Origin of the sequence: Corallococcus sp. AB030, from assembly GCF_003668965.1 — a bacterium.
Taxonomy (GTDB): Bacteria; Myxococcota; Myxococcia; order Myxococcales; family Myxococcaceae; genus Corallococcus; species Corallococcus exiguus.
Genome location: NZ_RAWQ01000109.1, coordinates 1 through 21,352, shown reverse-complemented (window position 1 = coordinate 21,352; position 21,352 = coordinate 1). Strand labels below are relative to the sequence as shown.

Genomic DNA, 21,352 nt, shown 5'->3' with positions numbered 1-21,352 from the left:
AGAGTCGCGGCTTCCACTAGAAAGTGGGCACTCCCGGACCCCGCCGGGATGTCTGACCTGACCCAAAGGAGTGGCAATGCGGAAAAACCCATCTTGGCTGGCCCTGGGCCTGCTGACGCTCGCGGCGCCGACGGCGTACGCGGAGCGCGCGTGGTACGAGAAGCCGCAACCCGACGTCGCCGCGCCGTCCACCAAGCTGCGCCAGGCGGTTGTCCAGGACATCACGGACGACCTGCCCCACCGTCTGGGTGAGCAGCAGAAGGAGCTCAAGGCGCAGGCGCTGCAGATGCGTCTGGAGGGTCGTGGTCAGCCGGGCCGCGTGCAGAAGCTGGCCAACGGCAAGTTCGTGGAGCTGGAGCTGCAGCGCACGGACCGCATCTTCGTCATCCTGGTGGAGTACGGCACGCAGATCCACCCGGTGTTCGGCAACCCCGCCACCAACCCGGGCGGCAACATCCCCGGCCCGCTGCACAACGCGATTCCGGGCCCGGACCGCACGGTGGACAACACCACCATCTGGCAGCCGGACTACAACCGCGAGCACTTCGAAAAGCTCTACTTCGACACCACGCCCGGCGCGGACTCGGTGGCGAACTTCTACAAGGCCGCGTCCTCCGGCCGCTACACCGTGTCCGGCACGGTGTCCGAGTGGGTGAAGGTGCCGTACAACGCCGCCCGCTACGGCAACAACCTTTGCGGCAGCTCCAGCTGCTCCAACTCCATCTGGCCGCTCGTCAGCGACGCCATCAAGGCGTGGACCAACGCCCAGCTGGCCGCTGGCAAGACGCCCGCGGAGATCAAGGCGTACCTGGACACGTTCGACACGTGGGACCGGTACGACTACGACGGCGACGGCAACTTCGACGAGCCGGACGGCTACATCGACCACTTCCAGATCGTCCACGCCGGCATGGGTGAGGAAGTCGGCGGCGGCGCGCAGGGCCCCAACGCCGTGTGGAGCCACCGCTGGTTCGCGTACAGCAACGGCACGAGCGCGGACGGCATCGGCCCCGCGTACAACCAGAACGGCGGCACGCGCTTCGGGACGGGCATCGACAAGTGGGTGGGCGACTACACCATCCAGCCGGAGAACGGCGGTCTGGGTGTGTTCGCGCACGAGTACGGCCACGACCTGGGCCTGCCGGACCACTACGACACGACGAACGCGGCGGACAACGGGACGGGCTTCTGGACCATCATGTCGTCCGGCTCGTACCTGAACGACGGCACCAAGGACATTGGCAGCCGTCCGGGTGACTTCTTCGCCTGGGACAAGCTGCAGCTGGGCTGGCTGGACTACGCCACCACGGATGCGGGCCTGTACTCGTACCACAACCTGGGCCCCGCGGAGGTCACGTCCCAGAACGCGAAGCAGGCGCTCGTGGTGAAGCTGCCCGGCAAGCCCGTGGTGCAGCCCACCACCGCCCCGTTCGAGGGCCAGGGCATGTGGCAGGGCGGCCAGGGCAACAACCTGGACCGCGTGCTCGAGAAGACGGTGAAGCTGCCGAACAAGAAGCCCATCACCTTCTCCTTCCAGACCTGGTTCGACATCGAGGAGGACTGGGACTACGCCTACGTCGCCCTCTCCGTGGACGGTGGCCCGTTCACCAACCTGGCCAGCCCGGTGAGCCGCACCACGAACCCGTGGGGCAACAACCTGGGCAACGGCATCACCGGCACGTCCGGTGGTTGGATTCCCCTGGAGTTCGACCTGTCCGCCTACGCGGGCAAGAGCGTCACGCTGAAGATCCGCTACAAGACGGACGCGGCGGAGTTCAACAAGGGCTTCCTGGTGGACTACGTGCAGCTGTGGGCGAAGAACACCTACGTCTTTGGTGACGACGGTGAGTGGGGCCACAAGTGGTGGGACAAGTCGACGTTCTTCGTGACGGACGGCACCAACACCCTCTACGACAACTACTACCTGGCCGAGTGGCGCCAGTTCCGCGGCTACGACGAGGGTCTGGCCACGGGTCCCTACAACTTCGGCTTCAGCTCGGATGGCCTGGTGGATTGGGCGGAGCGCTACTCGTACAACCCCGGCCTGCTGATCACCTACTGGGACACGTCGCAGTCGAACAACAACGTGTCTCAGCACCCGGGTTCGGGCCGCATCCTGCCCATCGACTCGCGCCCGCAGCCCCTGCAGCGCAGCGACGGCCGCTACTGGTCCGGCCGCGTGCAGACGCACGACGCGACGTTCGGCCTGGAGCCCAGCTTCCCGCTGTCGCTCAAGCCCAACGGCTTCCCGCGCAACGAGTACGCCTCACAGCCTGCGGTGCCGGTGTTCAACGACACGAACGAGTTCTGGTACGCCACGCAGCCGTACGGCGGCGTGAAGGTTCCGAAGACGGGCACGATCATCGAGGTGCTGTCGACGAACCCGGCCCAGACCGTGATGCAGGTCCAGGTGCGCCCGGTCGAGTAGTCCTCTGACCGTCGTCACCGCTGAGCAGTGAAGGAGGGCCGGTCCCGCGTCGATGCGGGGCCGGCCTTTCGCTTTTCGGGTTGAAGGAATCCGGACACCCGGGGCGCGGCCGTTGATGACGGACGCGCGGGGGACGCTACGGTGCCCGCATGGCCGAGTGCCCCGTGGGCGGTCCCGCGTCCCCTTCCCCTCCTCCCGAGCCGCCCTCCGAAGTCGCGCGAACCGTGGCGCTGGAGTCCGCGGATCCGCTCTCCGTGCTCAACCAGGCGTTCCGCGACGCGTACGCCGCGCGCCGTGAGGCCGTGCTGTCCCGCATGGGGCCCGTCATCGCGCAGATCGACGACGTGCTCATCCTGCGCATGCGCGGCCAGCGCTTCGAGGCGCCCGCGCGCACGCGCCGCTACCACGTGTACAAGGCCGTCACCCACGTGCCCCTCGCGCTCCACGTCCTGCTCGCCAGCAAGGACGCGCTCGATGAAGAGACGCGCACGCGGCTCACCACGATGCGACGGCTCATCACCGCCTCGCGCATGAGCCTGGACAACAGAGGCCTTCCGGCCGAAGCCCTGGCGCGGCAGCACCGCCTGCTCGACGCGTCGCTCGCGCTCGTGGACGGCGTGCTGGCGGCGAACCGGGTGACGCAGGCGGAGCTCTCCGCGTTCATCCACGCCCGGGTGCCGGACCTCCTGAAGAACGCCGAGGACGCGGCGAAGGATCAGATCGACACCATGCACGCCTCGGTCGAAGCGTGGAAACGCCAGATGACCGCGGAGGAGCGCGACCAACTGCGCGCCGTGGTGGCCGCCTCGCACATGTCGCGGCCCGGCAACGTGGCCGCGCAGTACTTCTCCATCACGCTGGGCGACACGTGGGAGGGGCGCTTCCACGAAGAGGATCAACAGCCCGGCAAGCGCGTGCTCACCTCGGAGGCGACGTTCGACGAGCCCGCGGCGTTCGCGCTGCTCGCCACGCACGTGCTGGACGCGAACACGTCACGCGGCATCTTCGGCGAGGAGACGCGCATGGCCAGGGATCTGCTCGCGGACGCGGCCGAGCGCATCCTCGCGGGCATGTTCCAGACATCACCCCAGTCGCCCGGCACGGGCGCGCCGTAGCGGCTCAGGAGCTCGTGAGCGGAAGCTCCACCATGAACGTCGCGCCCTCGCCCAGGCGGCTGTCCAGGGACACGCGCCCGCCCTCGGCCTCCACGATGGTGCGGGTGAGGTAGAGCCCCAAACCCAGGCCGCCATAGTGGCGCTCGGACACCGCGCGGCAGTAGCGCTCGAAGAGGCGGGGCCGCTGCTCCGGCGAGATGCCGATGCCCCCGTCGCGCACCGTGAGCCGCGCCACGGGCCCATCCGCCACGAGCCGCACGGACACCGGTGTACCGGGGCCGTACTTGAGGGCGTTGTCCAGCAGGTGATCCAACACCTGCGCCAGCCGCACCCGGTCGAAGCAGCCGCGCACCGACTCCGGGGCTTCCACCTGGAACTCGCAGTGCTCCAGGACGAACCTGGGCGCGAACGTCGCGGCCACCTCGCGCACCACCTCCGCGACGTCCACCTCCTCGCGCTGCAGGCGGAAGGTGCCGGCGCTGATGCGCGACACGTCCAGCAGGTCATTCATCAGCTCCGTGAGCCGGCGGACCTGGCGGTGCCCCGTCTCCACATGGGCTTCGATGATCGGCACGAGCGGCGAGTCCGGATGCGACTTCACCGCGCGCGACAGCGCCTGGAGCTTCAGGCTCAGCGGCGTCAGCGGCGTCTTCAGCTCGTGGCTCGCGACAGAGAGGAACTCGTCGCGCAGGCGGATGGCCTCGCGTGCGCCCTGGAGCAGCCGCGCGTTGTCCACCGCGAGCCCGGCCAGGTTCGCCAGCTCCTGGGCGAACCGCAGGTCCTCGTCGCCATACCGGCGGCTGGAGGTGGTGACCAGGAAGGACAGCGCGCCCAGGATGTGGCCCCGGGCCATGATTGGCACGGTGAGCAGCGAACGGATGCCCACCCGCCGCATCGTCTCCAGATGCTCCGCGTCCTGCGCCACGGACTGCATCACCGCGTCCGTGACCTCCGTCGCCAGGGTGGACCGGCCGGTCGCCAGCGCCACCGCGGGAGGATAGACGGGCCGCTCCCGAGGCACCGGCGTCAGCCGCTGCACGGTTGCCGCGAGCGGCGCCTGGGAGGGGTCGGCCGACACCACCTGGACGCGCTCGAAGTGGCCGTCCGAATGCAGCACGTCCACGATGCACCAGTCCGCGAGCGCCGACACCGACAGGTTCGCCAGCGACGCCAGCGACTCCTGCGTGGCGGAGGCATCCAGCGACGACGCGAACAACTCGCTGGCCCGCGCGAGGAACGCGGCGCGCTCCTCACCCAGGACCTGCGCCTGGATGTCGATGCAGGTGCCCACCCATTCGTGCACGGAGCCATCCGGCCCCAGCACCGGCATGCCCCGCGCGAGCATCCACACGTAAGCCCCGTCCACGCGGCGCAGCCGGTAGCGAGTGGCGAAGGGCTGCGTCCCCGCCCTGGCCCGCTCCCACGCCGCCAGGGCCCCGGCCCGGTCATCCGGGTGCAGGGCGAGGAGCCACCCCTGGTTGCGCATCTGCTCCGCCGTCTGGCCGGTGAAGGCCGTCCACGACGGGGAGATGGGCGCCAGCGCATCCCTGGCGGGGTTCGTCGACCAGGTGACCTGCGCCGCGGTCTCCAGCAGCCGGCGGAGCCGCTCGGTCTCCTGGCGCAGTTGGGCCAGCTCCTCGCGCAGGGCGACCTCGGCGCCGGCGGGAGGCGTGGAGACGCGGCTCGGGTCCAGCAGGGGAGACGTCATCGCGGCGCCTCAGTACACGTTGTACTTGGCGCGAAGCGCTTCGTGCTCCTGCGCGTTGCGCGACGGGTGCAGGACCTTCTGCGCGTCATGCAGGTAGTACCAGTAGTCGCTCTTCACCGGCCGCAGCGCAGCGAGCAGCGAGTCCACCGTGGGCGCGCCAATGGGGCCCGGCGGCAGGCCCGCGCGGGTGCGCGAGTTCCACGGATCCGAGCTGTCCCGCAGCCGCTTGAGGAACGCCTTGCGGTCGTTCCACTCCGCCAGTTCGTAGCGGCTGGTGGCGTCCACGCCCAGCGGGGAGCCCTTGTCCACGCGCTTCCAGAGGATGCCCGCGACGAGCGCGCGCTGGGAGGGCACCGGCTCCTCGCGCTCCAGCATGGAGGCCATCACGACGATGTCGTGCAGCGACCGGCCGCTCTTGCCGATCTCATCCTTGTGCTGGTCGTAGAAGCGGGCGCGGAAGGTGTCGATCTGCCGCTGGATGAAGGCGTCCACCTTGAAGTTGTCCGCGATGATCCCGTACGTCTCCGGGTAGAGGTAGCCCTCCAGGCTGCGCACAGGCATTGGGAACGGCGCGGTGAAGTTGCTCGTGCGGCTGGCCGCGGCGATGTACTCGCCCGGCTTGATGAGGCCCTGGGCGGCGAGCACCTGGTCGGTGTCGCGCAGGCGCCAGCCTTCAATCATCGCGAAGGGCACGTCCTCCGGCAGCGGCTGGCCTTCCAGGGCGTTGGCCAGCTCCGCCACGGACGCCGTGGGGCTGAGCATGAAGCGGCCCGCCTTCACGTTGAGGCTGCCCCGGCGCCACAGGTGGAAGCGCCACACGGCGGGATTCTCCAGGAAGCCCTGGGCCTGGAGCTGCTGGCCCAGAGAGCGCGCGGACGCGCCCTTCTTCACCACGAACTCCTTGGGAGCCGGATCCGCTGCTGCGTGCGGCGCGGTGGTGGCGTTCTGGAAGTGCATGAACACGCCGCCTGCACCCGCGACCGCCAGGACGATGAGCACGAGGAGCGCGACCAGGATCTTCTTCATGGGGCGGCAACCTATCAAAGGCCCTGACGCTTCCAACGAGAACCACCGTGCGCCCTGCCGGGCAGGCGGACGCAAGCGCCCCCTTCTCAACACCCAGCGATGAAGGCGCCCCTCCCCTCGCGCCTCGTCTAGGATGACGCCCTTGTTCGTCGACCCCCGCCGGCTCGAAACCTTCCGCGTCGTCGCCTCGACGGGGCAGATCTCCGCCGCCTCCCGCCTGCTCCACCTGTCACAGCCCGCCGTCACCGCGCAGGTCCGGCAACTGGAGGCGGACTGCGGCCAACCGCTCCTCGTACGCACGGCACGCGGGGTGCGGCTGAACGCGGCGGGGCGTGTGCTCTTCGACTACGCCCAGCGCATCCATGGCCTGCTGGACGAGGCGGCGCTCGCCATCGCGGCCGAGGAGACCCTCACCGGAGAGCTGGCGCTGGCGGCGAGCACCACCGTGGCCAATGCCATCGTGCCCGGTCTGCTTGCGTCGTTCCTGCGCACGCACCGTGAGCTCCAGGTTCGTCTGGAAGTGGGCAATACGCGCGAGGTGCTGACGTGGTTGTCGGAGGGCCGGGTGCCGCTCGGGCTGGTGGAGGGCCACGCGCGGGCGCCCGGCATCCGGCTGGAGCGCTACCTGGATGACGAGCTGGTGCCGGTGGTCTCGTCACAGGGGCCGGCGGAGTGGTCGCGGATCCGCACCATGGAAGCACTGCGGGAGGTACCGCTGCTGTGGCGCGAGCAGGGCTCCGGCACACGCGCCGTGCTGGACCGGGCCCTGCGCAAGGCAGGCGTGCGCAAGGGGCCTCGACGCGGAGACCTCCAACTGGGCAGCACCGAGGCCATCAAACGTGCGGTGTCCCTGGGCCTGGGCGTGGCGCTGTTGTCCCGCTGGAGCATCGACGGCGAGCTGTCCCTGGGCCGCTTCCAGGTGTTACCCGTGCCAGGGTTGCGCATCCCGCGAGCGTTCTCCTGGGCCCTGCCCGTGGATGATCCGTCCGGAGCCGCGGGCCGCTTTCTGCGCCATGCCCGCGCCACGCCCCCGGTGCTGCTGCCCTGAGCCCGAGGCTCACGCAGCCGCGCCATGCCCGCCACGCCCCCGGTGCTGTTGCCCTGAGCCCGAGGCTCACGCCGCCTGGCCGCCGCCCCCTGCCCGCAACGCCATCGGTGCTGCTGCCCTGAGCCCGAGGCTCACGCCGCCCAGCCCAGCCGCAGCGCGCCCAGGCACAGGCCCGCCATGATCAGCCACAGCGCCACCGCCTGAGCGAGCGGACGAAGGCCCACGGCCCGCAGCGTCTCGCGCGTCAGCCCCGCCCCCAACAGGAACAGCGTCACGACGAGCAGCTGCCGGGCGACGGCCGCCACACCCTGCCCCACCGGCGCGAGCCCCGGGAACACCGTCACGACCGCCGCCGCTCCGAGGAATCCGGCGATGAACCACGGCCGGCGCACCCGGCCCTTCACCTCGTGGCCCTCGCGCCGGCGCCACGCGGCCAGGCCCACCGTCAGCGGGAGGATCCACAGGGCGCGCGCCAGCTTCACGGGCGTGGCCACCGCCAGTGCCTCGGGTCCGTAGCGCAGCGCCGCGCCCACCACGGAGCTGGTGTCGTGAATGGCCATCGCGCACCACAAGCCGAACTGGTGCGGCGTCAGCCCCACCGCATGGCCCACGACGGGGAAGACGAACAGCGCCACGGCGTTGAGCAGGAACACCGTGCCCAGGGCCACGGACGTCTCATGCTCCTGGGGCCGCAGCACCGGCACCACCGCCGCGATGGCGCTCCCGCCGCAGATGGCGGTACCCACGCTGATGAGCAGCCCCGTCACGCGAGGAACACCGAGCAGCCGGGCGAGCCCCACCCCCAGCGTCAGGCACACCGCGATGCCCACCACCGTGTAGCCCAGCCCCTCACGCCCCGCCGCGAGCACCGTGCGCAGGTCCATGCCCGCGCCCAGCCCCACCACCGCCAGGGACAACAGCCGGGGCGTCAGCGCCCGCGTCGTCGTGGCGAACGGATTGCCCACGGTCAGCGCCACGCACAGCCCCGCGAGCAGGGCCACGCCGGTGGAGACGGAAGGCAGCAGGCAGAGCGCCGCGCACAGCGGCACCAGGACATGTCCGGCCGTCCAGGTCCGGGGATGGACAACGGGAAGCGGTGGAGGCGTTTCCATGCGCCAGGACATGCGCCGGGCGGCCTCCGGACACCAGATGTCAGAAGCGATAAGGCATCAGTTTTCTGGATGGCTCGCGGAGATGAGCAGGGACAGCTCGTTGGGCGTGAGGATTTCGCAGCCGTCGCGGGTGACGAGCACGGTGTGCTCGAACTGGGCGGACAGGCTGCCGTCCGCGGTCACGACGGTCCACCCGTCCGGCATCATCCGGATGTCCGGCCGCCCCAGGTTCACCATGGGCTCGATGGTGATGACCATCCCCGAGCGCAGCGTGATGCCCGTGCCCGCCTTGCCCACGTGCGGCACGTGCGGCTCCCCATGCATCTGCCTGCCGATGCCGTGGCCCCCGAACTCCTCCACGATGCTGCACCCCTCCGCATTCGCCAGCGCCATCACCGCCGCGCCAATGTCCCCCAACCGCGCGCCGTGCCGCACCACCGACACGCCCGCGTCCCGGCAGCGCCGAGCCACGTCCACGACGTGCTTCGCGTCCGCGGAGACCTCGCCAATCATGAACGTGGCGGACGTGTCGCCGTGGAAGCCGTCCAGGTGCGTCGTCACGTCCACGTTGACGATGTCGCCGGGCTTCAGCACTTCATCCGTGCGCGGGATGCCATGGCACACCACGTGGTTGCGGCTGGTGCACACCGTGGCCGGGAAGCCCTTGTAGCCCAGCTGACTGGGCGTCCCACCCCGCCGCGCCGTGTCCTCGCGAACCCACGCGTCGATGTCCGCCGTCGTCACGCCCGGCTGGAGCCGGGACGCCACGTGCGCCAACGTGCCCGCCGCCGCGCGGCCCGCGAGCCGCAACCGCTCCACTTCACTGCCCTTGAAGAGAGGAATTCCCATGCCGGGCAAGGTGGCACCCGCCCGTCCGGAGCGTCCAATGCTGTTCTGGCATGACGCGGCCTGGGTGCACGGCGCGCACGACTCGCGCTAACCTTCCGCGCGTGAGCATCACGCACCTCCAGTCCTTCGTCGCGGTGGCCGAAGAGGGCCACGTGGGCCGGGCCGCGCTCCGGCTGCACATCACCCAGCCGCCGCTCAGCCGTCACATCCTCGCCCTGGAGGATGAGCTGGGCACGCCCCTCTTCGAGCGCGTCCCCAAAGGCATGCGCCTGTTGCCCACCGGAGAGGCCCTGCTCCACCACGCGCGCCGCATCCTCGCGGAGGTGGAGGTCGCCACCCTCACCGTGCGAGAGGCGGCCGGAGCCTCCAAGCCGCCCCCCGCCTGACGCCTACGACCAGGCGGCCATGCCGCCAATCCGGCGCAGCATCAGGATGGGGCCGTCGTCCATGCGGCGGCCGCGCAGGTCAATCTCACAGTCGATGACCCAGTCCCCATGGCCCTCCGGGTCCATGATGCGCTGCTGGGCCTCCCACTGGCGCGTGCCCGCCTCCTTGAGCTGCGTGTTCGCCGGCTTGCGCGCCTGGGGCGTGAGCACCACCAGCTTGTGCTCCTCGAAGTACGGCGCCATGGCCAGCTCCAGCTTCGGCGCGGTCCACTCGCCCAGCGCGTTGTCCAGCATGCCCAGCGCGTCCAGGTAGCGGCGCTGGCCCAGCGCGCGCAGCAAACGGTGCAGCTCTTCGCGCACGCGCGCGGCGAAGGCCTTGGGGTCCTCCGTGAGCTCCTTGGGCTTGAGGTCCACCACCGGCTTCACTTCGACGGGGGCCTCCGGGTTGCGCATCCGCTCCCACTCGTCCAGGAGGCTGGAGTCCACCTGACGCAGCGTCGCGCGGAGGTGGTCGAGGATGTCGTCCAGGTCCTCGTTGCGGAACTTCTCCGGCACCGTCTGCACCAGCGACTTGTAGACGTCACCCACGTAGCGCAGCAGCACGCCCTCGCTGCGCTGCAGGCCGTACTCACGCACGTAGTCGTGGAAGGACATGAAGCGCTCGAACATGTCCCGGACAATGGACTTGGGCCGGATGTTCTCCTCGCCCACCCACGGGTGCTTCTTCGCGAAGGCGTTGAAGGTGCCGTAGACGAACTCGCGGTTCGGCTTGGGCCACTCCAGCTTCTCCAGCTCCTCCATGCGGTCGTCGTACTCCACGCCCCGCGCCTTCATCTCCTGGATCTTCTCGCCCTTCAGCTGGTGCAGCTGCGCGTACAGCACCACGTCCGGGTTCTCCAGGATGGACTCCACCAGCGTGACGACGTCCAGCGCGTACGTGTCCAGCGTGGGGTCCAACAGCTCCAGCGTCTCATGCAGGTACAGCGACAGCGTGTGGTTGAGGCTGAAGTCGCGCTGCAGGTCCTCCGACACCTCCACCGTCGCCGAGTGCTTCTCCCACTGCACCACCTTCACGATGCCCGCGTCGCGCAGCGTGCGGAAGTACATCGCCGCGTCCTTCAGGAGCTTCTTCTTCGTGTAGTCGGAGCTGTGCGAGCGCATCACCAGCTGCACCAGCCGCTTGTAGCCGCCGCTGCCCTCCGTCTTGTCGCTCTGGAGCAGGTTGAGCAGCAGGCCGTGGCTCACGTCGAAGCGCGACTCCAGCGGCTCCGGCATCCCGTTCTGGAGCCGCTCGAAGGTGCTCTTGTCGAACTGCACGAACCCCTTCTGCGGCGGCTTCGCCTTGGGCGTCTTCTTCTTGCCCGCGGCCTCCTTCGCCGCCTGGCGGATGTTTTCAATCATGTACTCCGGGGCCTGCGCCACCACGCTGCCCTCGGTGTCGAAGCCCTTGCGGCCCGCGCGGCCGGAGATCTGCTTGAAGTCGCGCACGCTCAGCGTCGTCAGCTTCTCGCCGTTGAACTTGAACAGCTGCGTGAAGAGCACCGTGCGGATGGGGATGTTCACGCCCACGCCCAGGGTGTCCGTGCCGCTGATGACCTTGAGCAGACCCTGCTGCGCCAGCTTCTCCACCAGCAGGCGGTACTTGGGCAGCAGGCCCGCGTGGTGCATGCCGATGCCGTGGCGCAGGAAGCGCTGGAAGTCCTTGCCGTAGGGCGTGTCGAAGGGGGCGTCCAGCAGCGCCTGGCGGATCTCCTCCTTCTCTTCCTTGGTGTTGAAGTCCACGGACATCAAATTCTGCGCCTGCTCGGCCGCGGCCCGCTGCGTGAAGTTCACCAGGTACACGGGGTACTTCCCGCGCGCGATGAGGTCCTGGATGGTCTCGTGCAGCGGCACCTCGCGGTAGTCGAAGTCCAGCGGCACGGGGCGCTCGGAGCTGCGCACCGTGGCCACCTCGCGGCCGGTGAGCTTCTCCAGGCTCTGCTCGATGACGTGCGTGTCGCCCAGCGTGGCGGACATCAGCAGGAACTGCGTCTTGGGCAGCGCCAGCAGCGGGATCTGCCAGGCCACCCCGCGCTCCTTGTCGGAGTAGTAGTGGAACTCGTCCATCACCACCGCGTCCACGCGCGCGGAGGCGTCACGCAGCGCGAGGTTCGAAAGAATCTCCGCCGTGCAGCAGAGGATGGGCGCCTCGCGGTTGATGGACGCGTCGCCCGTCAGCATGCCCACGTTCTCCGGGCCGAAGGCCTTGGAGAGCGCGAAGAACTTCTCGTTCACCAGCGCCTTGATGGGGCACGTGTAGAACGACACCTTGCCCTCGGCCATGGCCTTGAAGTGGAGCGCCATGGCCACCAGCGACTTGCCGGAGCCCGTGGGTGTCTTGAGGAACAGGTGCTTGTCGCTCAAGAGCTCCAGGATGGCCTCCTCCTGGGCGGAGTACAGGCTCAGGCCGTTCGTGGCCACGTAGCCCACGAAGCGGTTGAGGATCTCGTCGGCATCGAGAGGGGGCTCGCCAGGCTTCGGCAGCAAGGCGGCGAGCGGGGCGCGGGTGTCGGCGGAGGCACTCATCGGGCCCGACTCTAGGAGGTGCCGCCCCATCCCCGTGAAAAATCGCGCGTCCCCGGGCCGACACTCGCACCCGGAGAGGTCCCCTGCCTGCCCGGCCTGTGCACCCGGGCACAGTGGCAACGGCTGGGACGCGGATGGCCATGGGCGGTGGGCCTCCCCATCCTGCCCCCGCGACATTCATGAGGGGGTTGGACATGCGGACAGCGAAATTCTGGATGGGGACACTGCTGGCGGGCGCGCTGGCGCTGGGCTACGGGTGCGGGAGCGAGGCGAACAAGGATCCGACACCGCAGGACGCACCGCAGCAGCAGTACCCGGACGCGGGCACCGACGCGGGCGTGTTGCTGACGCTCACCGACGCGCAGATCGCCCGCGTCCTGCAGGTGGCCAACGAGGGCGAGGTGATGCTGGGCCAGTACGCCGCGCCGCTCGCCACCGAGCAGGCCGTGATCGACTTCAACAACCAGATGGTGACGGAGCACACCGCCGTGAAACAACGGCTGGACGCGGTGCTCGCGGCCGAAGGCATCACGCCCGAGGACTCCGCGCTGAGCCTCCAATTGCAGACACAGGTCCAGCAGATCATGCAGATCCTCGCCGGTCCGAACGCACCGGCCGCGGGCGCCGCGCTCGACCAGGCGCTGATCAGCGCGCAGCTCGGCGTGCACACGCAAGTCGGCTTCCTCTCCGACAGCCTGCTGTCGACCCAGATCACCAACCCGGCCCTGGCGCAGGAGGCGCTCACCGAGCGGCAGGGCGTGCAGCAGCACATCAACACCGCCGCGGACATCCAGTCGAACCTGGTGCTCCCACCCGTCACGCCTTAGTAGGAGCGCTTTCCGTCGCTGGATAAAAATACAGCTCGGGCTCTCAGAACCTGAGAGCCCGAGCCTGCTCACACGACCCATGGGGGAGGATTCGACCCAGGTGCTTTCCAATCGTGTCGGACCGGTTTAGTAGGAATTTGGACCGCCGATGCAAAAGCCAACCGAACCGACCTCCGCGCAGAGCGAGCCGTTGACGACAGGACGGGTCCTGCGCTCCACGTATGAGATTGGCACCGTGCTGGGCAAGGGCGGCATGGGTGCGGTGTTCCTCGCGCGCCACCTGCGCCTGCCGGGCAAGCAGGTCGCCATCAAGGTGCTGCACGGCGCGGAGGAGGTGTCGGAAGAGGTGGCGCTGCGCTTCCGGCGCGAGGCGGAGATCGCCTCCCGGCTGGGGCACCCGAACATCGTGGAGGTGCTGGACTTCGACACCCTGGAGGACGGCACGCCCTTCATGGTGATGGAGTACCTGCGCGGTGAGGGCCTGTCGCGCCGGCTGCGCAAGCAGAAGAAGTTGCCGCTGGAGGAGGTCTTCTCCATCACGCGGCAGATGGGCGCGGCGTTGCAGGCGGCGCACCGCGCGGGCGTGGTGCACCGCGACCTGAAGCCGGGCAACGTGTTCCTCGTGCCCACGGAAGCGGGCGGCGTCGTGGGCGAGCGCGTGAAGCTGCTCGACTTCGGCATCTCCAAGCTCGTGGACTCGCGCACGCTGATGACGCTGGACTCCGTGCTGATGGGGACGCCGCAGTACATGGCCCCTGAGCAGGCCATGGGCCACAACAGCAACGTGGACGCGCGCACGGACCTCTTCGCGTTCGGCTGCATCGTCTACGAGATGATCGCGGGCCGGCCGCCCTACTCGGGCGACAACGTCGCGGAGCTCATCTACCAGATCGTCCACCTGGAGCCCCCGCCGCTCCTGTCGCTTGCGCCCGAGACGCCGCCGCACGTGGTGACGGCCATCTCCCGCGCGATGGCGAAGAAGCCAGACGACCGCTACCCGGACGTGGGCTCGTTCATCCTGGACCTGACGGGCAGCCCGCTCCAGACGCTCGCGGAAGTGAAGCCGGAGCAGCGCTCGCGTCCCGCCAATCCCACGGCCCCGCCGTCGGTGCCGCGTCCGCCGGACCGCGAGGAGCACATCCCCACGGTGGGCATGCGCCCCCACGCCGGCCACGACACGTCGTCCCCTGCCCCTTCCGCGGGACCTCAGACGGAGTCCCTGGCCGCCCAGCCGCTGGACCCCGCCCGCCCGAAGTGGCCGGTGGCCGTGGCCGTGGGGATGGCGGTCATCATCGCGTTCGCCGTCGCCTTCTTCTGGAAGCGCCCGGGCGTGACGGCGCCCGCCGTCGGGGTGGTGAATCCCCCGTCGCCCCCGGTCCAGCCGCGGCCCCAGCCCACGGAGCCCGTCACCCCGCCCGCCGTGGTCGTGGCGCCGCCGGAGGACGTGAACAAGCCCGTGGATCCGGAGCCCCAGCCGACGCAGCCGACGGAACCGGAGAACTCCACGCAGCCCACGGTGAACACAAAGCCGAAGACTCGCGTCGCCCCCGAGTCCATGCCGGACAGCGTCCGCGAGGACCTGGCGGCGGCGCAGAAGGCGCTGGACGCTTCGAACACGGAAGAAGCGCTGCGTCACATCCGGCGCAGCCAGCGCACGAAGATCACCGGCCTGTCGTTCTCGCTGCTCACCCGCGTGTACTGCCAGCAACACGACCTGGCGAACTCGCGGGCAAATTGGACCCGCGTACCGGCAACGGAACGTCCAAGGGTCCGACAATACTGTTCGCAGTACGATATCGACCTGTAGGGTCGTCCGGGCGCGCGGAAACTCCAGAGCGGGGGCGCGACCGCAATCCAAGGAGTCGTCGTGAGAGTGCTACTGGCAGTGGGGGTCGTGGCGCTGTCCCTGGGATGTTCCCGGGGCGTGCGGCCCGACAGCGAGGTGGCGGGTACGAAGCCCACCACCGGCAAGGTGTATTCCAACGAGGCCGGCGAGAAGATCACCCTCATCGCGCTGGAGCCCGGTGACGCGAAGAAGGCGCTGGTCGCGTTCGAAGGCACCAAGAGCGAGCTGGACGGACAGGTGCTGGTCGCGGGGGTGGACACGCAGCAGCGGCGCGCCGTGGAGTACTGGACGATGTGGCGCGGCAACAAGCAGCGCTTCGTCACCGTGCACGATCGGGGCGGCTACGAGGACCTGGTCTTCAGCGGCGTGAACCACACGGGCTACACGCACCTGAAGCCGGACACGGCCAAGACGGGCGCGCTGAAGGTGGAGAAGGTCTTCGAGCGCTACCAGGACCTGGAAGGCGACAAGAAGTACCAGGGCCTGCTCGCGTTCGACCGCAAGTTCTGGACGAACCAGGCGGAGACGCAGCTGTCCGAGGCCCTGGCGGCGACGAACAAGGCGTGCGGCTCCAAGCTGACGTCCACCGTGGCCTGGGACTCCATCACGGACGCGCAGATCAACAAGATGTCCTTTGGCAGCTACTGCGTGGGCCCGATGGAGTCGCTCCAGAAGCTGTGCGAGCGCTCCGACGAGGCCAAGCGCGCCGTCCAGCAGAAGCTCCAGGCGGTGGAGTGCCGCTTGGACGACGCCAAGGCCGCGCTGAAGATGGAAGCCCAGAAGGTCATCTGGTCCGTGACCGCGGATCGGACGGTCCAGTCGGACGAGACCACCACCTTCTTCACCGACAACCTCTAGAACGAAAGCCCACCGACAATGACGCTTCGACGCATGGTCATCGCCCTGGGGCTCGTCCTGGCCCCGCAAGCCGCGCTCGCGCTGGATCCGCCCTGGAAGCAGGAGCAGAAGCTGCGCGACCGCATGGTGCTGGAGTCCGCGAAGGTCTGCGCGGACGGCAAGGGCCACTACACGGTCCTCATCCCCCAGACGCCCGAGCACGAGGGCGACCTGTTCTACGGGGACGGCAAGACGTTCACGCAGGTGGTGCCCGTGGGCTACACCTCCGCCACGGACGGCGCCTTCTTCGAGCCCCGCTTCTTCAACCCCAAGGCCAACGACAACTTCCGCGGCACGGACTACCGCGTCGTCTCCGACGTGAAGCTGAGCGAGGACTTCAAGACGTGCGCGCTGCGCTGCGGGGAGAAGAACCTGCCGCAGCAGCCGGTGCCGGCGGAAGAGGCCAAGGAGCTCTTGCGCAAGGCCGCGTACCAGCCCAGCCCGGTGAAGTTCCAGCCGTACGCGCTGCTGCGCGACGACAAGGGCGTGTACTACCTGGTCGAGCGCGGCATCGGCGCGGACAACAAGAGCTTCCGCATCTTCACGGGCCAGCGTGGCCAGGTGAAGCAGCAGAAGATGCTCAACGTCGTCACCGACTCGCAGGGGGAAATCTTCTCCACGCAGGGCGGCGACCTGCGCCTCGTGGTGGACCGCGAGGAGCCGTCGTTCTGGGTGGTGAAGAGCAAGCGCCAGAAGCTGCGCGCGGTGCCGGTGGGTGAGAACCTGCCGTTCATCTACAACGAGCTGGGCGTCTACACGGGCGCGCGGTTGGGCACGCCCTGCGACGACGTGTAGTCCCGTAGCACCGGGGAGCCCCGGGCACGGTCAGCCGTTGAGCACCTTCACGGCTTTGACCATGTCCGGGGCCAACTCCTCGTGTTCCACGAGGGTGAACCCCAGCTTCTTGCTGACGGCCTGCATGCCGCGGTTGCGCGTGAGGATGTCCGCGACGATGCGGCGCAGGCCCCAGTCCCTTCCAATGTCCACCAGCCGCCGCAACAGCTCCGTGCCCAGGCCCAGGCGCTGGGCGGGGTCGCTGACGGTGATGGCGAACTCCGCGTCCTTCGTGCCGCGCAGGCGCGTGAGCCGGCCCACCGCCAGAATCTCTCCTCCGCCCTTCCCGTCTGGCGACGGCCGCTCGGCGACGAGCGCCATTTCGCGCGCGTAGTCGTTGAAGCAGATGCGCGCCAGGCGCTCATGGGCCACGCGCTGGCTGAGCTTCATCAGGCCCGCGTAGCGCATGAACACGGTCTGCTCGGAGAGCGCCTGGTGGAAGCGGCCCATGGCGGGCTCGTCCTCCGGGCGGATGGGGCGCACCAGGAGCTGCTCGCCGTTCTTCAGCGTGAGCAGCTTCGCGTACTGGTGCGGGTACGGTTCGATGGCGAGCTTCGGCAGCGCCGCGGCCGGGACCTCTGGCGGGTGCAGCACCACGCGCGCGTCCAGCGCGATGATGCGCTCGCCGGAGACGAGCAGCGGGTTGATGTCCAGCTCGCGGATGAGCGGCTGCTCCACCACCAGCTGGCTGAAGCGCACCATCAGCCGCTCCAGCGCGCCCATGTCCACGGGGGCCCGGCCGCGCACGCCCTTGAGCGCGTGGTGGATGCGCGTGCGCTCCATCATCCGTCGCGCAAGCGTGGTGGTGAGGGGCGGCAGGCCCAGGGCGCGGTCCTGCATCACCTCCACCAGCGTGCCGCCCGCGCCGAAGAGCAGCACCGGCCCGAACTGCGCGTCCAGGCTGCTGCCCAGAATCAGCTCGTAGCCGTCCAGCTTCGCCATGGGCTGCACGGTGACGCCCTGGAACGCGTCCTGGAGGCCCCGCTCCACGAGCGCGTCGCGGATGGCGCGCCAGGCATCCCGCACCTGCGCCTCGTCGCGCAGGTCCAACCGCACGCCGCCCACGTCCGTCTTGTGCGTCACCGTGAGCGAGTTCAGCTTGAGCACCACGGGGAAGCCCAGCGCGCGGGCCTTCTCCACCGCCTCGTCCTCGGACGTGGCGAGCCACGTCTCCACGGTGGGGATGCCGTAGGCGGCCAGCAGGCGCTTGGATTCGTATTCGGACAGGAGGGTGCGGCCGGAGGCGCGGGCTTCGTCCACCAGGGCGCGCGCCACGTCGCGGGCTCCACCGGTGGGCTCCTCCGCCAGCGTGGGCGTCTCATAGAGCCCGGCGATGTTGTCCGAGTAGCGCCACATGTAGTTGAAGACGCGGGCCGCGGTGTCCGGGTAACCGAAGGTCGGGATGCCCGCGTCGTTGAGGATGCGCTCGCCGGCGGCGACTTCCGAACCGCCCATCCAGCTGGCGAGCACGGGCTTGCCGGGCAGCTTCGCGTAGCCCTTGAGACGGTCCGCCGTCTTGGTGGGCTCCGTCATGTCCTGCGGCGTGAGGATGACGAGCAGGCCGTCGCTGTTGGGGTCCGCGCCGGTGGTCTCCAGCGCCTTCGCGTAGCGCTCCGCGTCCGCGTCTCCCAGGATGTCCACCGGGTTGGCGTGGCTCCAAGGCGGCGGCAGGAAGCCGTCCAGCTGCTTCTTGGTGTCGTCGGACAGCACGGCCAGCTCGCCGCCGCCGGACACGAGCGCGTCCGTGGCGAGCACCGCGGGGCCGCCCGCGTTGGTGAGCAGCGTGAGCCTGCGGCCGGAGGGCCGGGGCTGGCGGGCCAGCACCTCCGCCATGTGGAACAGGTCCTCGATGGAGTCCACGCGCAGCACGCCCGCGCGGCGGAAGGCAGCGGAGAGCACCTCGTCGCTGCCGGCGAGCGTGCCGGTGTGGGACGCGGCGGCCTGCGCGGCCTGCGCGGTGCGGCCGGCCTTGATGACGATGATGGGCTTGGTGAGGGCCACCTCGCGCGCGGCGGACAGGAAGGCGCGCGCGTCGCCGATGGACTCCATGTACAGCAGGATGGAGCGCGTCATCGGATCATCCGCGAGGAAGTCGATGAGGTCTCCCCAGCCCACGTCCAGCATGGAGCCCACGGAGACGAAGGCGCTGAAGCCCACGGCCTCGCGCAGGCTCCAGTCGAGGATGGAGGTGAGCAGCGCGCCGGACTGGCTGATGAAGGCCACGTTGCCGGGGCGGGCCATGCCCTTGGCGAAGGTGGCGTTGAAGCCGCTCGTGGGGCGCATCACGCCCAGGCAGTTGGGGCCGATGATGCGCAGGTTCGCGGCCTGCGCGATTTGAAGCACCTCCTGCTCCAGCTTCGCGCCCTCCGGGCCCGTCTCCTTGAAGCCCGCGGAGATGATGATGGCGCCCTTGACGCCGACCTCCGCGCACTCGCGGATGATGGCCGGCACGGACTTCGCGGGGGTGACGATGACGGCCAGGTCCACGGGCTCCGGCAGGGCGCGCAACGAAGGCCACGCCTTGATTCCGAGCACGTTGGGGCGCTGCGGGTTCACCGGGTAGACGGTGCCGCCGAACGGGCTGCTGATGAGGTTCCAGAGGACGGTGCGGCCCACGCTGCCGGGGCGCTCGCTCGCCCCCACCACCGCGACGCTGCGGGGGGAGAAGATGACCTCCAGCGGCTGACGGGTCCGCTGGTGGAGCAGGTCGATGGAAGGGTCCGTCCGGGCCGGGGGCGTGGCGGGGCGTTGCTCGTCCATGGTGCGCTCGTATTCGGTGGGTGGCCGTACCGGAGCAATCTCCGGCAGGCCCCCATCGTGCACCAGTTGTGAGGAAGGGAACGGGGCAGCGGTCGTTTCCCCATCCTGTTCCTTATGCGAGCGAACGGGCGGACGCCGTCACGACGCGCGAGCCTGCTCCACCACCGGCTTGAGCACGGTGCTGGCGAACTCCGCCAGCGTGGTGGGCGTGGTGGTCTCCTTCGAGCGGGGCTCGGCCGGGTCCATGCGTCCGTCCTGGATGGCGCCGTACATCTCCACGAAGGTGTCCGCCGCGAAAGCGGGCATGCCCGCGCCCGTCATGCCGTTGCGCAGGTCCTCCAGGCCCACCCGCACGTACTTCACGGGCTGGCCCAGCACCTGGGTGAGGATGCTGGCGACCTCCGGATAGGTGAGGTCCTTGGGCCCGTGGACGCCCACATAGCGGTGGCCCGTCCACGACGGGTCCAGGAGCACCTCGGCGGCCTTGGCCGCGATGTCCGCGGTGGCGACCATGGGGAAGGCCTTCGTCTCCGGGCTCGCGCTGAAGAGCGCGCCGGCCTTCGCCAGGCCCTGCACGTCGCGAAGCAGGTTCTCCATGAAGAAACCCGCGCGCAGGCTGACGACGTTGGGGGCCGCCGCCTGGAAGGCCTCTTCAATGGGCTTCAGCACGGACACCGGCCCCGTGCCCGGACCGCTCTGCGCGCCGACGCTGGAGAGGATCACCACGCGCTTCACGCCGTGCGCCTTCACGCGCTCCGCGGCCATCTTGCCGTTGGCCTTCGCCCAGTCCTGGAAGTCCGGGCGGATGGCGGGCGGCGACAACCAGAACAGCGCCTCCGCGCCAACGAGCGCCGCGTCCAGCGTGGCCTGCTCCTCGATGGAGCCCTGCACCACCTTCGCGCCCTGCTTCACCAGGTCCGCCACCTTCTCCGGCGTGCGGGAGATGATCGTGACCTTCCGGCCCGCCTTCAGCAGCTTCTCCACGAGGGGACGGCCGATGTTGCCATTCGGGGTGTTGATGACGATGGACATGGGGTGCCTCCAGCGACAGCGAGATGGCGCAACAGTGCTCTCGCGCCATTCATGAGGCCACTGCATGCTATGCATGCGCCCATGCGCCGCGCTCATGAAACCCCAGCGCCCTCCCCCGTGGAGGTCGACCTCTCCGGCATCAACCTCAACCTGATGGTGACGCTGGACGCGCTCCTGAAGGAGGCGCACGTCACCCGCGCCGCCGCGCGCGTGGGCCTCACCCAGTCCGCGATGAGCCATGCGCTCGCGCAGCTGCGGGAGTTGCTGGGCGACGCGCTGCTCATCCGCGGCCGGGGCGGCATGGTGCTGACACCTCGCGCGCAGCAGCTGGCCGCGCCGCTCAAACGGGGACTGGCGGAGCTGCGCCGTGCCCTGCGCGACGAGCCCGCGTTCGATCCCGCCACCGCGACCCGCCGCTTCACCGTGGCCACGCGCGACTTCTTCGGGTCGGTGCTGCTGCCGGGCGCGCTGGAGCTCCTGGGCCGCGAGGCTCCCGGCGTGGACCTGTCCGTGTTGCACGTGGACAGCAACACCTTCGCCGGCCAGTTGGAGACGGGCGAGGTGGACCTGGCCATCATCGTCGCGCCCGTGCCGTCCGGGCCGGGCCTGCGCCAGCAGAAGCTCCTCACCGAGGACTTCGTCTGCGTGGTGCGCAAGGACCACCCCACCGTGCGCCGCACGCTGGACGTGGACACCTACCTGAAGCTGTCCCACATCCTCATCAGCCCCAAAGGCGACGGCGTGGGCGCGGTGGACCTGGCCCTGGCCCAGCGCGGCCTGCCCCCGCGCCGCATCGCCGTGCGGGTGCCCTACTTCCTCATCGCGCCGCTGGCGGTGTCGCGCTCGGACCACGTCCTCACCGCGCCCCGCCGCCTCATCGCCGCGTTCCGCGACGCGTACGAACTCCAGGTCTTCCCCC

At 69.6% G+C, this 21,352-nt stretch carries 16 protein-coding genes; 9 read left to right on the top strand and 7 right to left on the bottom strand.

The window, feature by feature from the left end:
• Nucleotides 1-76 precede the first annotated feature (76 nt).
• On the top strand, nt 77-2,428 hold the full coding sequence (locus D7Y15_RS24390; protein WP_121754100.1) for an immune inhibitor A domain-containing protein: 2,352 nt from the start codon (nt 77-79) through the stop codon (nt 2,426-2,428).
• 149 nt (nt 2,429-2,577) lie between these two features.
• Complete coding sequence (locus D7Y15_RS24385; protein WP_199745982.1) at nt 2,578-3,543, top strand: hypothetical protein; 966 nt, start codon at nt 2,578-2,580, stop codon at nt 3,541-3,543.
• A 4-nt stretch (nt 3,544-3,547) separates the two neighbouring features.
• On the opposite strand, the gene D7Y15_RS24380 is transcribed toward D7Y15_RS24385, so the two are convergent.
• Both D7Y15_RS24380 and mltG read right to left on the bottom strand, forming a co-directional pair.
• The gene (locus D7Y15_RS24380; protein ID WP_121754099.1) at nt 3,548-5,251 is read right to left on the bottom strand and encodes an ATP-binding protein; all 1,704 of its coding nucleotides are present in this window, start codon (nt 5,249-5,251) and stop codon (nt 3,548-3,550) included.
• A gap of 9 nt (nt 5,252-5,260) precedes the next feature.
• Nucleotides 5,261-6,277: an endolytic transglycosylase MltG gene (mltG, locus tag D7Y15_RS24375; RefSeq protein ID WP_121754098.1), complete on the bottom strand. Its 1,017-nt coding sequence runs from the start codon at nt 6,275-6,277 to the stop codon at nt 5,261-5,263.
• Nucleotides 6,278-6,410: 133 nt separating this feature from the next.
• Between mltG and D7Y15_RS24370 the strand changes: the two genes are divergently transcribed.
• On the top strand, nt 6,411-7,325 hold the full coding sequence (locus D7Y15_RS24370) for a LysR family transcriptional regulator (protein WP_120578398.1): 915 nt from the start codon (nt 6,411-6,413) through the stop codon (nt 7,323-7,325).
• A gap of 131 nt (nt 7,326-7,456) precedes the next feature.
• Here the strand turns inward: D7Y15_RS24370 and D7Y15_RS24365 are convergent, their stop codons facing one another.
• Together D7Y15_RS24365 and map are read right to left on the bottom strand one after the other, a co-directional pair.
• Nucleotides 7,457-8,449 carry a YeiH family protein gene (locus D7Y15_RS24365; RefSeq protein ID WP_233605072.1) on the bottom strand — a complete coding sequence of 331 codons (993 nt, stop codon included), beginning with the start codon at nt 8,447-8,449 and terminating at the stop codon, nt 7,457-7,459.
• A gap of 45 nt (nt 8,450-8,494) precedes the next feature.
• Nucleotides 8,495-9,286 carry a type I methionyl aminopeptidase gene (map, locus tag D7Y15_RS24360; protein WP_121754097.1) on the bottom strand — a complete coding sequence of 264 codons (792 nt, stop codon included), beginning with the start codon at nt 9,284-9,286 and terminating at the stop codon, nt 8,495-8,497.
• A gap of 101 nt (nt 9,287-9,387) precedes the next feature.
• Here map and D7Y15_RS24355 point away from each other — a divergent pair, with 101 nt between their 5' ends.
• On the top strand, nt 9,388-9,672 hold the full coding sequence (locus D7Y15_RS24355) for a LysR family transcriptional regulator (protein WP_121754096.1): 285 nt from the start codon (nt 9,388-9,390) through the stop codon (nt 9,670-9,672).
• A gap of 3 nt (nt 9,673-9,675) precedes the next feature.
• Here the strand turns inward: D7Y15_RS24355 and D7Y15_RS24350 are convergent, their stop codons facing one another.
• The gene (locus D7Y15_RS24350) at nt 9,676-12,237 is read right to left on the bottom strand and encodes an RNA helicase (protein ID WP_121754095.1); all 2,562 of its coding nucleotides are present in this window, start codon (nt 12,235-12,237) and stop codon (nt 9,676-9,678) included.
• A gap of 194 nt (nt 12,238-12,431) precedes the next feature.
• Between D7Y15_RS24350 and D7Y15_RS24345 the strand changes: the two genes are divergently transcribed.
• The 4 genes from D7Y15_RS24345 to D7Y15_RS24330 all read left to right on the top strand — a co-directional run bounded on the left by D7Y15_RS24345 (nt 12,432) and on the right by D7Y15_RS24330 (nt 16,602).
• Nucleotides 12,432-13,064, top strand: a complete 633-nt coding sequence (locus D7Y15_RS24345) for a DUF4142 domain-containing protein (RefSeq protein ID WP_120578406.1) — start codon at nt 12,432-12,434, stop codon at nt 13,062-13,064.
• A gap of 148 nt (nt 13,065-13,212) precedes the next feature.
• Entirely contained in the window at nt 13,213-14,871 is a 1,659-nt protein-coding gene (locus D7Y15_RS24340; RefSeq protein ID WP_121754094.1) for a serine/threonine-protein kinase, read from the top strand.
• Nucleotides 14,872-14,931: 60 nt separating this feature from the next.
• Nucleotides 14,932-15,768, top strand: a complete 837-nt coding sequence (locus D7Y15_RS24335) for a hypothetical protein (RefSeq protein WP_148712859.1) — start codon at nt 14,932-14,934, stop codon at nt 15,766-15,768.
• Between the two features lie 18 nt (nt 15,769-15,786).
• Nucleotides 15,787-16,602, top strand: coding sequence for a hypothetical protein (locus D7Y15_RS24330; RefSeq protein WP_233605071.1), 816 nt, complete (start codon nt 15,787-15,789; stop codon nt 16,600-16,602).
• A 30-nt stretch (nt 16,603-16,632) separates the two neighbouring features.
• On the opposite strand, the gene D7Y15_RS24325 is transcribed toward D7Y15_RS24330, so the two are convergent.
• Together D7Y15_RS24325 and D7Y15_RS24320 are read right to left on the bottom strand one after the other, a co-directional pair.
• Nucleotides 16,633-19,401, bottom strand: a complete 2,769-nt coding sequence (locus tag D7Y15_RS24325; protein ID WP_121754091.1) for a bifunctional acetate--CoA ligase family protein/GNAT family N-acetyltransferase — start codon at nt 19,399-19,401, stop codon at nt 16,633-16,635.
• Nucleotides 19,402-19,539: 138 nt separating this feature from the next.
• Nucleotides 19,540-20,433, bottom strand: coding sequence for an NmrA family NAD(P)-binding protein (locus D7Y15_RS24320; protein ID WP_120578411.1), 894 nt, complete (start codon nt 20,431-20,433; stop codon nt 19,540-19,542).
• An 81-nt stretch (nt 20,434-20,514) separates the two neighbouring features.
• Between D7Y15_RS24320 and D7Y15_RS24315 the strand changes: the two genes are divergently transcribed.
• On the top strand, nt 20,515-21,352 hold an 838-nt coding region (locus D7Y15_RS24315; protein ID WP_233605070.1), incomplete at its 3' end, for a LysR family transcriptional regulator.

Excerpts from the sequence above, each read along its gene's own strand:
- D7Y15_RS24340 (WP_121754094.1), top strand. The coding sequence starts at position 13,213 with ATGCAAAAGCCAACCGAACCGACCTCCGCGCAGAGCGAGCCGTTGACG.
- D7Y15_RS24325 (WP_121754091.1), bottom strand. The coding sequence starts at position 19,401 with ATGGACGAGCAACGCCCCGCCACGCCCCCGGCCCGGACGGACCCTTCC.
- mltG (WP_121754098.1), bottom strand. The coding sequence starts at position 6,277 with ATGAAGAAGATCCTGGTCGCGCTCCTCGTGCTCATCGTCCTGGCGGTC.
- D7Y15_RS24370 (WP_120578398.1), top strand. The coding sequence starts at position 6,411 with ATGACGCCCTTGTTCGTCGACCCCCGCCGGCTCGAAACCTTCCGCGTC.
- D7Y15_RS24380 (WP_121754099.1), bottom strand. The coding sequence starts at position 5,251 with ATGACGTCTCCCCTGCTGGACCCGAGCCGCGTCTCCACGCCTCCCGCC.
- map (WP_121754097.1), bottom strand. The coding sequence starts at position 9,286 with ATGGGAATTCCTCTCTTCAAGGGCAGTGAAGTGGAGCGGTTGCGGCTC.
- D7Y15_RS24350 (WP_121754095.1), bottom strand. The coding sequence starts at position 12,237 with ATGAGTGCCTCCGCCGACACCCGCGCCCCGCTCGCCGCCTTGCTGCCG.
- D7Y15_RS24330 (WP_233605071.1), top strand. The coding sequence starts at position 15,787 with ATGACGCTTCGACGCATGGTCATCGCCCTGGGGCTCGTCCTGGCCCCG.
- D7Y15_RS24345 (WP_120578406.1), top strand. The coding sequence starts at position 12,432 with ATGCGGACAGCGAAATTCTGGATGGGGACACTGCTGGCGGGCGCGCTG.
- D7Y15_RS24385 (WP_199745982.1), top strand. The coding sequence starts at position 2,578 with ATGGCCGAGTGCCCCGTGGGCGGTCCCGCGTCCCCTTCCCCTCCTCCC.
- D7Y15_RS24320 (WP_120578411.1), bottom strand. The coding sequence starts at position 20,433 with ATGTCCATCGTCATCAACACCCCGAATGGCAACATCGGCCGTCCCCTC.
- D7Y15_RS24390 (WP_121754100.1), top strand. The coding sequence starts at position 77 with ATGCGGAAAAACCCATCTTGGCTGGCCCTGGGCCTGCTGACGCTCGCG.
- D7Y15_RS24365 (WP_233605072.1), bottom strand. The coding sequence starts at position 8,449 with ATGTCCTGGCGCATGGAAACGCCTCCACCGCTTCCCGTTGTCCATCCC.